This is a genomic window from Acetobacter tropicalis (genome assembly GCF_030644465.1).
Taxonomy (GTDB): Bacteria; Pseudomonadota; Alphaproteobacteria; order Acetobacterales; family Acetobacteraceae; genus Acetobacter; species Acetobacter tropicalis.
In genome coordinates this window covers 3,490,208-3,503,416 of record NZ_JAUYUW010000001.1, presented here as the reverse complement: position 1 = coordinate 3,503,416, position 13,209 = coordinate 3,490,208, and the positions used below count along the sequence as shown (strand labels likewise).

At 54.9% G+C, this 13,209-nt stretch carries 10 protein-coding genes and 1 riboswitch; of the genes, 7 read left to right on the top strand and 3 right to left on the bottom strand.

Annotated elements, in window-relative coordinates:
• Positions 1–2: 2 nt before the first annotated feature.
• Genes QWU00_RS15750 through QWU00_RS15740 form a run of 3 tightly spaced genes read right to left on the bottom strand, consistent with a single transcriptional unit; the run spans position 3 to position 4,258 of the window.
• On the bottom strand, positions 3–1,523 hold the full coding sequence (locus QWU00_RS15750; protein WP_035378553.1) for an efflux transporter outer membrane subunit: 1,521 nt from the start codon (positions 1,521–1,523) through the stop codon (positions 3–5).
• 4 nt (positions 1,524–1,527) lie between these two features.
• Positions 1,528–2,604, bottom strand: a complete 1,077-nt coding sequence (locus QWU00_RS15745) for an HlyD family secretion protein (protein WP_035378545.1) — start codon at positions 2,602–2,604, stop codon at positions 1,528–1,530.
• 16 nt (positions 2,605–2,620) lie between these two features.
• Complete coding sequence (locus QWU00_RS15740; protein WP_035378542.1) at positions 2,621–4,258, bottom strand: MFS transporter; 1,638 nt, start codon at positions 4,256–4,258, stop codon at positions 2,621–2,623.
• A 120-nt stretch (positions 4,259–4,378) separates the two neighbouring features.
• Here QWU00_RS15740 and QWU00_RS15735 point away from each other — a divergent pair, with 120 nt between their 5' ends.
• The 7 genes from QWU00_RS15735 (at position 4,379) to QWU00_RS15705 (ending at position 13,205) form a co-directional block, all read left to right on the top strand.
• Positions 4,379–5,302, top strand: coding sequence for a LysR family transcriptional regulator (locus tag QWU00_RS15735; protein WP_035378540.1), 924 nt, complete (start codon positions 4,379–4,381; stop codon positions 5,300–5,302).
• Between the two features lie 207 nt (positions 5,303–5,509).
• Positions 5,510–6,263, top strand: a protein-coding gene (locus QWU00_RS15730; protein ID WP_304651050.1) for an IS5 family transposase whose coding sequence is annotated in 2 segments (ribosomal slippage) — positions 5,510–5,850 and positions 5,849–6,263 — 756 coding nt in all. Because the reading frame shifts where the segments join, the coding sequence is not laid out codon by codon here.
• Positions 6,264–6,437: 174 nt separating this feature from the next.
• Positions 6,438–6,662: riboswitch (cobalamin riboswitch) on the top strand.
• A 97-nt stretch (positions 6,663–6,759) separates the two neighbouring features.
• The gene (locus QWU00_RS15725) at positions 6,760–7,116 is read left to right on the top strand and encodes a DUF1636 domain-containing protein (protein ID WP_035381142.1); all 357 of its coding nucleotides are present in this window, start codon (positions 6,760–6,762) and stop codon (positions 7,114–7,116) included.
• Positions 7,117–7,119: 3 nt separating this feature from the next.
• Positions 7,120–8,202, top strand: coding sequence for a cobalamin biosynthesis protein CobW (cobW, locus tag QWU00_RS15720; protein ID WP_045543523.1), 1,083 nt, complete (start codon positions 7,120–7,122; stop codon positions 8,200–8,202).
• Between the two features lie 5 nt (positions 8,203–8,207).
• Positions 8,208–11,447, top strand: coding sequence for a cobaltochelatase subunit CobN (gene cobN, locus QWU00_RS15715; protein ID WP_035381144.1), 3,240 nt, complete (start codon positions 8,208–8,210; stop codon positions 11,445–11,447).
• A complete protein-coding gene (cobG, locus tag QWU00_RS15710; RefSeq protein WP_035381146.1) occupies positions 11,444–12,592 on the top strand; it encodes a precorrin-3B synthase in 1,149 nt (382 codons plus the stop codon). The genes cobN and cobG overlap by 4 nt, the downstream gene beginning before the upstream one ends.
• The gene (locus QWU00_RS15705) at positions 12,576–13,205 is read left to right on the top strand and encodes a precorrin-8X methylmutase (RefSeq protein ID WP_035381148.1); all 630 of its coding nucleotides are present in this window, start codon (positions 12,576–12,578) and stop codon (positions 13,203–13,205) included. Before cobG ends, QWU00_RS15705 begins: the two co-directional genes overlap by 17 nt.
• Positions 13,206–13,209 lie beyond the last annotated feature (4 nt).

Sequence of the window (13,209 nt, the reverse complement as noted above, 5' to 3'; positions counted from 1 at the left end):
TCTCACGCGTGCTTTTTTATTGTTTTTTCGGGATAGATATTTTCCCATCCTCCGCCGATTGCACGGTAGAGGTTTGTCACGGCTTCGGCTACATGCGCTGTCGCGTCTGCCAACGCACTCTGGGAGGATAGCAGTGCATTTTGTAGGGTCAGCACATTCAGAAAGTCTGCGGCCCCTTGCACATACTGAGCCTTGGCCGTGTCCACCGCAATGTCGTTCTCATGCACAGATTCGGCCAGTTCGTCCCGTCGTCTTTGCGCGGCTGTGAAGTCGGCCATGGCATCATCAATTTCCTGCCACGCCTTCAGAACGGTGCGCTGAAACAGGGTGGCAGCTTCTTTCTGCTGGGCACGGCGTAGATGTAACTGGCCTGTGAGGCGCCCTCCTTCAAAAAGAGGAAGTGTTGCCGTTGGTCCAAACCCATATTGGCGAGAAGCCCATGATCCCAGGCCACTGAACTGCAACGCCTGAATATCCAAACTGCCAGAGAGGGTAACCCGAGGGAAGAAATCAGCAATAGCAACGCCAATGCTGGCAGTTGCCGCATGCAGCCGGTCTGCTGCCATTCTGATATCTGGACGACGTTCGGCAAGCTCTGAGGGTAATCCTGCCGGAACAGCCGCTGGCACCAGAGGAATAGGAGCCGGTTTCCCCAATTCTGCATCTAAACTGCCCGGTTCCCGCGCCACCAGGAAGCTTAGTGCATTCAGCCTATGTGTCGCCTGAGCCTTGAGTGGCGCCAGGCGTGAGATAAAGGTATGAAGCTGGCCGGTCGCCTCTGCCACATCCAGACGGGTTGCGGCTCCCTGCTGAAAGCGCAGTGTCGTCAGTTTTACGCTGTTGTTTGCAATATCTATGTTGTGTTCCAAAATCCCGATCTGGGTTTGGGTCGCACGCAGATCAATATAATCCTGCGCTGTCTCCGCCATCAGGGAAACCAGAATATCGCGTCGCATTTCTTCCGTGGCATGCACGGCTGCTGTTGCAGCTTCTACCTGCCGCCGGACATGCCCCCAGAAATCGACTTCCCACGAGGCATTCATGCCATATTGCGGCAGATTGAAAGAGGGATTACCCACACTGCCCGGCAAGGCGGTAGGGCCAAATCCTTGCGCGCCAGACGCAATGCTTTGGCTTCCTTCCCGCTCCATAGTCCCCAATAGTCCCAATATACCATTGGTACTGGCGCGCTCCCGTGCATAGGAGGCATTGGCCTCTGCGTGCGGAAACTGGGCGGCGCTTGCAATGCGCTTCTCAGCCTGGCTTTGCATAAGGCGCAAACTGGCAGCCTTCAGATCCAGATTCGAGGTTGCAACCTCATTTTCCAACCGTGTCAGCATGGGATCATTGAAAATGGTCCACCATGCAGGATCAGTGGAGGCGTTAACCACCCGACTTTCTGCTGGCGGTTGAGTGGAACGCCACGCGGTAGGGGCTTTTACGTCAGGCTTGTGATAGTCTGGCCCAACGGTACAGCCAGCAAGTGCCAGTAATGAAAAGCCAGCAAGAAAGAAATGCTTCATAAACTTACTGCCAGACATAACGGCTATCATTGGCATGTGCCCCTTCAGGCGGTGAAGAGGTATCAATATTGGCCTCTACGGACATCCCGACGCGTACTTTTTCAGCCAAAGACTGGCCAGGATCGAAGGTTAGTTTCACAGGAACGCGCTGCACAACCTTGGTAAAATTACCGGTTGCATTATCAGGTTGAATAGGGGCAAACGCCACGCCCGTTGCCGGAGCGAGTGAGTCCACATGCGCCTTTAGCGGCTGGCCCGGGAAGGTATCTACCCAAACGGTCGCCTTCTGCCCCGTTTTGACTTTCGTCAACTGGGTCTCCTGATAGTTGGCCAGAATATAAGCGGAATGGGTAGGTACCACAGCCAGAATACCTGTGCCGGGATGCACATAGTTTCCGACCCGCACTCCACGTTCGCCCACAACACCATCAATAGGAGCCGGAATGGTACAATAGGACAGATTCAGTTCAGCCTGTTTTGCGTCCCCCTGCGCACGCAGCAGAACACCTCGTGCCCGTTCAAGCTGTGCTTTCAAAACGGCAACCTGTCGTATGGAAGCATCAACCGCGGCCTGGTCCCGTGCAATCGCAGCCTGTGCTTCCCGTTCCTGAGCTTCGGAATGTTGTTTCTGTTCAATAGTCCCCGCTCCACCAGAAGATAGGTTGCGGTATCGTGTTGCATTCTGGCGGGCAAACGTCAGTTCTGCTTCATCGGCTTGTACCGCAGCCCGAACCTGAGCAATAACGGAATCCTGCCGCGCAATTTCGGCTTCCAGATTGGCGACATCTCCTTGTGCCGCGAGAACGTTGCCTTTGGCGACATCAAGGGCTGCGCGATAGTCATCATCCTCAATATGAGCAAGCTCCTCTCCAACGTGAACCTGCTCGTTATCCTGAGCAATTACACGGTCAATACGCCCAGACACTTTGGGCGCTACAGTGGAAAAGTCGGCCGTAACATAGGCGTCATTGGTATATTGATTGACCCCGTCACCATTAATCAGCCGAGCCCCGCCCCATGCCAGGAAAGCAAGCGCACCGGCTGCGCAGCCAGCATAAAGTAGTGGTTTTTTATAGATCATGATTGGTTATTCCGAATTAGCGTGCCGGAGCAGTAGGAGATGGTGCACGAGGGGGATAAACCCGCCGTGGCAGAATGAGATTCATGACCGCATAGCCAAGGCACACCCAGATCAGCAGATAGTAGATATCGTTCAGCGCCAGAACGAGGGATTGTTCATGAACATAGGTATGGAAGACTTGCAGAGAATTCCGTGCAACATGCCCGCTGTCCGGTGATGTGACGGACAATTGCTGAGTGATGGGATTACCCATTCCCTGCAAGGCAAGGCCATGAGTGCCATGATGGTCGAGCAGCATGGTGGAATGGTACTGCTCACGCCTGCGGCTGAGGGCGGCAAAGAGGGCATAGGCAACAGCATTGGCCAATCCTTTGAGCATATTCACCATACCGGAAATAAATGGACCATCTGCCGGGCCCATGGCCATTGTGGCCAGCATGAGTGTGGGAATGACCGTCATGGGTTGACCAAACACCTGAAGGATCTGGATGGGGTAAAAATTATCCCTCACCCAATCCACCGTAAGCCATGATCCAAGCCACGCTGCCGCCGCCAGGCAGCACATTCCACCAGCCAGAATGAAGCGGCAGTCCACCTTCGGGTTGTTGCAGATGGCTGCTATCAACGGTAGCATGATCAGTTGTGGCACTGCGACAACCAGAGAGACGGGAGCCGCCTGAATAGGCCGATAACCGTGCACGGCCTCTAGATAGGTTGCCGGAATATCCCCCATGATGCCGCAGATCGCGAGAATGCCGACAAGCGAAAGCAAAGCCGCCTGAATGTTCCGGGAGCGCCAGTACTGAATCCGAAAATAAGGGCTGGGATGAAAGGCCTCGTTAATTACGAACACAATAAATGCCGCCCCACCCCAGAAGGTAAGGTCAGTAATAATGGGGGAGCGGAACCAGTCCAGACGGTCGCCCTGATACAGAACAATCACCAGCGAGCAGATGGCAGGAAGCCCCACAAGCAGGCCAAACCAGTTGAATTTCTCAAACCGTTCAAAATGCATGGGGTCACGCGGCAGACCATAAGCCATCATGGCAATTGCGAGCGCCGCGGTAGGAATGATCTCCCAGTAAAGCCAGTGCCACCCCACATGCTCGAACCAGAACGCTTCCAACGGTAGGCCAAGATTGGGTCCAAAAGTGGCGCTCATGGCATACCCGCCAATACCGAACACACGGATTTCAGGCGGTAGATATTTCAGCATGACCGTCATCAACACAGGTGGCAGACATCCCCCTGCCATTCCCTGAAACGCGCGTAAGATACAAAGGGAAGTAATATCCGGCATGAACGGTGCCGGAATGGAAAACAGCGCCATGATCGCTGTCATGAAAATGGAGAAGCGATAGATGGAGAACGTCATGTAAAACCATGGCGTAAAAGCCATGGCAGCAATATTGAAGGCCTCATAAATCGTGATAACCCAGGTTCCTTCATCGTGGCCAATATGCATTGCCCCGCGGATGTCAGAAAGCCCGATTTCTGTAACGTGTTCATTGAAGCCCGCAACATGCACGGCAAGCAGCATGCCCAGGCAGCCGATGATTGTACGCAGACCAAAGGGCGGAATGTATGAGGGCCGTGGAGGTGCCGCGTGAATGATCGGCTCGCCTCCCGCCTGTGCAGGAATGACGTTGTTCATACCGCTACATGTCCCTGAGCCAAAAGAGCGGGACAACCCCTATTTCCGGCAAGCGACGACTTCGATTTTAGGAATGGAAATTTCTGGTCATTCCACCTGGCAACGTCTATTTCTGCAAGGATGAAAGGCTACGATCTTGATCTTCTGCGTTATCTTCAGGTGCTTGTGGAAGAGGAGAGTGTTTCTCTTGCAGCGCGCCGTCTGAAGGTCAGTGAGCCGGCCATGAGTCGCCAATTGGCGAAATTGCGCAAAGCCTTCGCAGACCCTATTCTGGTTCAAGCCGGACGGAGGATGATCCCGTCCACTTTTGCTGCGGGTATTCTGGGGCGAGTTCAGGACCTGGTTCAGAATGCAGATACGCTGATCCAGACACGGGCCTTGGCCAATCTGGCCAATATGAGCCCCACATTTACAATTCGCGCCAATGATTTGGTTGTAGCAGCCCTTGCTTTGCCGTTGTTGCAAGCTCTCAAAAAAGATTGCCCCAAGAGCGAGGTAATCTGGGCACCCGAAATTGGTACAGCTGCTTCAGATCCTTTACGGGAAGGCAGTATTGATCTGTATATTGGCGCAACTGAGTTGATGAAGCCCGAAATCCGCCGCCAAACCCTTTTCAGGGATCAGATGCAGGGATTGGTCCGTAAAGAACATCCTATCCTGAATACTCCAATCACCCCCGAAAGCATGGTGTGTTACGATTATATCAGCGTCTCCCGGCGAGGACGCGCCCATGGCCCGATTGATTGGGTCTTACGTAATCAGTTTGGCCTCACGCGGAATGTTCCTATGGTGGTTCCCAATTACCATTGCATGATCGAAAGTATGAAGAACACGGACCTCATTCTTGCTTTACCAAGCATTGTCATTGATCATATTTCTCTTGATGCTCTGTCATTGGCTTCGTTCGAATTCCCGCTCTCTTTGCCGAATGTCGAAGCGTTTCAGGCATGGCATCCACGGAGGGATATGGACCCTATACATCGCTGGCTTAGAGAAACATTATTTCGTGTGTCACGGCATGTATTTGAAAAAAGTAGTTTTTAGATTAATTTATTTTCTAACTTCAATTTGGAAAGTGACTAGCTTTGCATAACGAAGGACATGTTTTCGGATATGGCGGCACAAGCGTATCCATTCTTTCGTGGTTCATTAGCTAGGGCGTGTCGTCAGTTAAACGGGGGGATTATGAAGCTTGTACTCCCGTTTGATCTGTGATGTTTTCTTCCTGTTTCTGGAACGGGGAGAGTGTGAATGCGACGGTATGGTTTGAGCGATGGTCAGTGGGAGCGAATAAAAGATCTTCTCCCGGGTCGCGAAGGTCATGTCGGTGGGACGGCTGCGGATAACCGTCTGTTTATCGAAGCCGTGCTGTATCGTTACCGTGCAGGCATTCCCTGGCGTGATCTGCCTGCCCGGTTCGGGGACTGGAAGAACGTGCACCGGCGGCTGCGTCGCTGGTGCGAAGGCGGCGTGATCGAGCGGATTTTCCGGCATCTGGCTGCTGACCATGACAACGAATACATGATGATCGACAGCACCATTGTCCGTGCTCACCAGCATAGCGCGGGCGCCCGTAAAAAAGGGGGCGGATCAGGCCACCGGGCGGTCCCGTGGCGGACTGACCACGAAAATCCATGCCATTGTCGATGCCGCGGGAAAGGCTGCGGCTCTTTCCCTGACGCCCGGACAAAGGGCCGACATCACAGAAGCAGAGCCATTGCTCGATGAAGTCGATCCCGAGGTCTTCATCGCCGACAAGGCTTATGATGCCGATCCCCTCATCGAAAAGCTTGAAGAGCGGGGGATCACACCGGTTATTCCGTCAAAGAAAAACCGACGCAATCCACGGAAAATCCTCTTCTCGCTTTATAAAAAACGAAACATCATCGAACGCTTCTTCGCCAGACTTAAACAGTTCAGGGGTATTGCAACACGATATGACAAGCTGAAGTCAACTTTCCTCGCAGCCGTGCAATTCGTCTCCGCCATCATTGGAATTAACTGACGACACACCCTAGCATTCGTTGCGAGAGATATTTCATCTGCCGTTTCCAGCAGATTGTTCCGCCTTAGTCAGATTAGCTTCTCGAATAGCCATATCGTTGCTTTTCCTCTTCGGAGGATGCCCTCTGCACATGAGCCATGGGGTTCCATTGCTTGACATCATGGGCACTTTGCCGCAACAGCCTAGCGTGTTGGTTCCGTTTTATAGGTGCGCCTATAAGGTGGCTAAGAGGGAATGTGACAGGGCTTCTGTATCAAAGAAGCCTCAATCACAGCCGCCCCCGCGACCGTGACCGGAAAGATCATCCTGCGCCACTGACAAATTGTCGGGAAGGTGGATGATTGTTGGGGAAACCCTGATTCCGCAAGCCGGGAGACCTGCCAGCAAGAGTATTCAACGGGCAGCCGGGGTGCGCTGCAACCGGTTGACCGTTCCTTGCTGCCTTTGCAGCCAGAGGTCTACCTGCGGTGCCCTTTGTTGCAAGCAGGGCTGGGATATGAACGCAAAACTTTTTGTTTGCACAACCTGCCGCGCGGGAGAACCCGTGGTGGAAGGGCAGCCGGTACCCGGAGCCCGTCTTTACACGCACCTTGCCGGCCAAAAACCAGATTCCGGGCTGGAAATTGTGCCTGTGGAATGCCTGTCCGCCTGTAATAACGGATGCGTGGTGGCGTTAAGCGCTCCAGGCCGATGGAGCTATGTGTATGGCAGGCTTACGGAAGCTGATGCCCCCGAAATTCTGGCTGGCGCCGAAGCCTACGCCGCCACATCGGATGGGTTGGTTCCGTGGCGGCAGCGGCCGCAGATTTTCCGTAAACAAAGCCTCGCCCGCCTTCCCCCGCAGGAGAACTGAGATATGAACACCACACCCCAAGCAGGAACCGCCCGGCACAATCTTGCCAAGGTCCCGGTCACCATCATTACGGGTTTTCTGGGTGCAGGTAAGACCACATTGATCCGTCATCTGATGACGCACCCACAAGGGCGGCGGCTGGCGGTTCTGGTCAATGAGTTCGGAACACTCGGCGTTGATGGAGAAATTCTGAAATCCTGCGCAGATGAGAGTTGCCCGGCAGAGAACATTCTTGAACTGGCCAACGGCTGCATCTGCTGCACAGTGGCAGATGACTTTATTCCCACAGTTGAACGGCTTATGGCCCTCCCCCAGCGGCCCGACCACATTCTGATAGAAACCTCAGGGCTGGCTTTACCGAAACCCCTGCTCAAGGCGTTTGATTGGCCCAGTATCCGGTCTCGTATTACTGTAGATGGCGTTATCACGCTGGCTGATGCAGAAGCCGTGGCGGAAGGACGCTTTGCCCCAGATACAGAAGCTGTAAACGCACAACGACAGGCTGATGATAATCTGGACCATGACACACCGCTGGCTGAAGTGTTTGAGGACCAGCTTTCCTGTGCGGATATTGTTCTCCTTACAAAAGCGGATCTGGTCAATGAAGTCTGCGTGACACGGGCTCGGGAGGTTATCGCCTCTCTCACTCCGCGCGCCCTGCCCATCATTCCTGTCAAGGATGGAAACATTGACCCTCAGGTGATTCTGGGCCTGAATGCTCAGGCGGAGAATGATCTTGCCGCCCGTCCTTCTCATCATGATGGAGAGGAAGAGCACGAGCATGAAGATTTCGACAGTGTAGTCGTTGATCTGCCGGAGGTCACCAATCCTGACGCGCTTGTCGAAGCAGTGCGTTCCCTTGCCCGCACGCAGCACATTCTCCGTGTAAAGGGTTATGTTGCCGTCAGCGGAAAACCGATGCGGATGGTGTTGCAGGGTGTAGGTGAGCGCGTGCGTACTCAGTATGACCGACCATGGGGCACAGAGCCCCGGCAGACGCGTCTTGTGGTGATTGCTGAGCACGATCATGTTGATGCCAAAGCAATCCAGGCCGTGCTGATAGGACAGACCACGCCAGAGGATTAATCCGCATGCACGTGATCTTCCGAGAAAGTCATGGCCTGGAAGAGACGGAAACTCCCATTGATCTGGGGCAAAGCCCGGCTGATCTCGTGGTGCTCTCTTTTTCTGATAGTGATCTGGGCGCGTTTGCTGCTGGGTGGCATGCTGCAAATGGGGCACTCCCTACTCTGCGGTTGGCCAATCTTGCTGCATTGCGGCATCCGCTCTCGGTCGATACCTATATTGAAACCACGCTTGCGCGGGCAAAAGGCATTCTGGTCAGGCTGATAGGCGGTGCCAGTTACTGGCATTACGGGCTGGTGCAGGTCGAGCAACTGGCGCGTGAAAATGGTATTGCTTTGGCCGTTCTTGCAGCAGATGGGCGTGAAGATCCAAGCCTGATAGCTTGTTCTACAGTCACTGAACCCACACTGCGGAAACTGGCAAATCTGTGCAATATGGGGGGCGTTGAAGCGGCTCAGGCAGCTCTTGTACAACTGGCTTTGGTGTCGGGGTTGGAAGCCAAGTTAAGCGTTACACCTCATATCATACCTGACACAGGATGGTATGATCCAGATTTAGGCGTCACGTTTTCCGTTCCCTCAGGCAGCGCGCCTCTGGCTGTCGTAATGTTCTATAGGGCCTATCTGACAGCAGCAGATACAGAGCCAGTTGATGCCCTGATCAGGGCATTGCGGGAACGCGGCTTTCGCGCCATGGGAATGTTTGCCCCTTCGCTTAAGCAGCCTGATGCAGCGCAGTGGATCCGTCAGGCTCTGTGTGACAACCACGTTGCCGTTATCATAAATGCGACAGCTTTTTCCGCACGTGGGGAAAATGGCACTTCACCGCTTGACGCCACCAGATATCCAGTTTTTCAGGTCGCGCTTTCTACGGCCCGTCAAGAGGATTGGGCCGCAGCAGAACGAGGTCTTTCTCCCGCTGATCTTGCCATGCATGTTGTCCTCCCCGAAGTTGACGGACGCATATTTGCAGGGGTCATCAGTTTCAAAGCGGTTGAAACACGTGATCCAGATCTTCAATTTTCTCGTTTGGTGCATCGCTCCGATGCTGAACGCATTGTGGCTGTGGCCGAACGGGTTACCGCATGGCACCGCCTTGCCGCCACACCTGCAGCCGATCAAAAACTTGCAATTGTTCTTTCCACCTATCCCGGTCGTCCGGATCAGTTGGCTCATGCTGTTGGATTGGACGGGCTGGCTTCCACGGACGCAATTCTAAAAAACCTTCAGCATGCAGGTTATACCGTATTTCCAACTGAACAGCCGCTTGGGTTAGCGCTTCAGCATTGCAGGCAGAAGTGGCCGTTAGAAGCTTATCACGCCGCCCTCATCACTTTGCCGTCCGAATTACAAGACGCCCTGAAACACACATGGGGCGAGGCGCACAATGACCCGTTAGTGCAAGATGGCTGTTTCCATTTTTCCGCTGTGCAGCAGGGTAATGCTCTTGTTGCCCTTCAACCGGAACGTGGGATAGCGCATCTGCGAGACGCGGATTATCATGATCTCACACGTATCCCCCGGCATTCTTACGTAGCCTTCTATTTGTGGCTACAGATGCAAGGATTACATGCGCTGGTGCATATGGGAGCGCACGGTACTCTGGAATGGTTGCCTGGCAAGGCGGTGGCACTTTCCGCTACCTGCTGGCCGGAGGCGTTGATCGGGGCGCTCCCTGTCATTTATCCATTTATAGTTAATGATCCGGGCGAAGCCGCTCAGGCCAAGCGCCGGATTGGAGCAGTGACACTGGGGCACCTTCCTCCTCCTCAACACATTAGTGCCGTGCCAGAGGGGCTTCTGCGGCTTGAACGCTTGCTTGATGAATATTCCACGGCAGAAGGGTTGGACCCAGCGCGTCGTGATCGCTTAATCAGTGTAATCCGCGCGGAAGCACAGGCGAGCGGTGTTGAGCAGGATCTGGGGCTTGCCGAAAAGGCTGGTGCTGCCGAAGCCATTGTGCGGATTGATCGCTTTGTGTGCGATATCAAGGAAAGTCAGTTTGGGGATGGCCTGCATATCTACGGTCATGGGGCTGGCGAGCGTGACGGTCTGCTGAAAGCGCTGGCGGGCCGTCAGGTTGCGCCAGGCCCGGCTGGGTCCCCTCAGCGTGGCCGATCTGATGTTCTGCCCACCGGGCGCAATCTGTATGCCGTTGATCCCCGCAGCGTACCAAGCCGTGTTGCGCATGGCCAAGGTGTGCGGCTGGCTGAGGAACTACTCCGCCGTCATTTACAGGATCATGGAGACTGGCCTCATGGGCTGATTGTTGATCTCTGGGGTTCTGCCACCATGCGCACCGCCGGCGAGGAGTTTGCCATGGCATTGCATCTGGCCGGGCTTGCGCCGCAGTGGGATGCCGGATCGGAGCGTGTTTCCGGTTTTGAAATTCTTCCCCCAGCTCTTCTGGGGCGACCGCGCATTGATGTGACACTACGTGTTTCAGGCCTGTTCCGAGATGTTTTCCCCGGTCTGGCTCAGATGTTTGAGGCCGCGACCGCCGCCCTGGCGAAAAGAGACGAACCAGCAGCAGAAAATCCGTACTCTGTGCGTGGCCCGCGTGTTTTCGGCCCGCGCCCCGGCAGTTACGGGCTTGGTATGGGGGAAGCGCTGGAAAACTATAGTGATGAAGGCCGCGATGCAGCCGGAGAAGCGTGGCTCACTGCGTCTGAATGGACTATTGCCGCTAATGGAGACATGCATCAGGACCGCGGAGCATTGGAAAAACGCCTATCCCAGACAGATAGCGTCGTGCATGTGCAGGACCTTCCCGAAACGGATCTTCTGCTATCGTCTGACTACGCGGCGCATGAAGCAGGCCCTGTTGCGGCCATAGCACGGATAGGTAGCACAACCCCAACATTGTACCATATGGATACCACCCGACCAGACACACCGCGGGCGCGTTTGCTGCGTGAAGAAATTGCCCGAGTGGTGCGTGCTCGTGCGGGCAATCCGGGCTGGGCAAACGGGATGATGCGCCATGGCTTTCGTGGTGCGGCGGAAATCACCGCTACCCTTGATAACCTCGCCGCCTTTGCGCATCTAACACGCGATGTCCCGGCCCACCTCTTTGATATCTATTACCAGGCTACGCTTGGGCGTGACGATATTGTGGCCTTCATGGGTCAGGAAAACCCCGGCGCTCTTGTTGCGCTGCGCCAGCGTTTTTCCTCTCTTGCCGAAGCCGGCTTGTGGAACACACGCAGCAACGCCATTGCTGCCAATCTGCACGGGCCGGCATGAGCAGGCATGAGGTAAAAGGCTGGTGTCCGGGCATTCTGCGCCCCATGGCTTCTGGTGATGGGCTTCTTGTGCGTCTGCGTTCTTTAACGGGGCGCCTGACACAGGAACAGGCAGCCGGTATTGCGTATCTGGCGCAACAGTTTGGTAACGGTCTTATTGATCTGTCAGCTCGCGCTACGTTGCATATTCGTGGCGTAATGGATCGCACTTATCAGCCTCTGGTAATGGGACTGACGCACCTTGGACTGACTGACCCAACGCCAGAGGCGGAAGCAAGGCGAAATTGTATCGTAACTCCATATTGGGAGCATGGCGATGGCACAGTGGAACTGGCTGAAAAGCTGGCCAAAGCATTGCAGGAGCAAGAAACACTCCTCCTGCCCCGTAAATTTGGCTTTGCTCTTGATTCCGGTTCCTCCCCTGTGCTGCGCCACGTCTCTGCGGACATTCGGATTGAGCGTGACACCACGGGGGCTCTCATTTGCCGTCCTGATGGTGCTGTTACTGGTGCATGCGTAACGCCGGAGAATGTGGTCGACACTGTACTGTCATTGGCAAAATGGTTTATCGCCACAGGTGGAGAGAGCCGCATGGCGGCGCATCTAGCTCACGGCGTCAGATTGCCTCGGGCCTTCATGGAAAGAGAAGCAGCACCAGAGAAAGTAATGGTGGCTCCGGTCCCGCATCGGTCATCTGTTGGTATTCTGGTGGCCTTGCCCTTTGGGCAGATGGAAGCATCTCTCCTTGCGGCCCTTGCTTCTATTGCTCCTTTACGTCTTACGCCATGGCGAATGGTGCTTCTTGAAGGACAATCAGAGCCGCCTGTGCTGGATCATATCATCACCAATCCGCACGATCCGTTATTACGTGTTGCCGCGTGTACAGGTGCTCCCGGCTGCTCGCAGGCTTTGCGGCCAACCCGTCCGTTAGCCCGTGCGCTTGCTTCGCATGTTCCGCCAGCAGTCAGCCTTCACGTTTCAGGCTGTACGAAGGGATGTGCGCACCCAGCAAAGGCTTCGCTCACGCTGGTAGCAGAGACTGATGGTTTTGGTCTTATCCGAAACGGGAATGCTTGTGCTGCACCCAGCAAACATCTCCTATCCCCCGAAATACTGTTAGAAGACCCCGATGCCCTATTCTTATGAAACCAACGGTGCCGCCATTTATCGCCAGTCCTTCTCCATTATTCGGGCGGAAGCCAATTTGGCCCGCTTCAGTCCAGAAGAAGAGCGTGTCGCGGTAAGAATGATTCACGCGGCAGGAATGATTGGCCTTGAGGATCATCTGGTTTTCTCTCCCACAATGGCTGTTGCTGCCCGGGCGGCGCTAGAAGCGGGGGCTCCAGTTTTATGTGATGCCCGCATGGTCAGCGAAGGCATTACCCGTGCCCGTCTGCCTGCCAACAATGCCGTTATCTGCACATTGCATGATTCATCTGTGCCGGCTCTTGCCGCCCAGATGGGCAATACGCGCTCAGCAGCAGCGTTGGAACTGTGGCGGCCGCATCTGGCGGGGGCCATTGTAGCAATCGGGAATGCTCCCACGGCATTGTTCCATCTTCTCACTATGCTTGAAGACCCAGGCTGCCCGCGCCCCGCAGCCATTATCGGTTGTCCGGTCGGATTTGTGGGGGCTGCGGAATCAAAGGAGGCGCTGATGGCAACATCTGATCTTCCGTTTTTAGCGGTAAGGGGGCGGCTGGGCGGTTCGGCCATGACCGTGGCGGCCGTCAATGCGCTCGCCAGTTGGGCGGAGTAAGCGG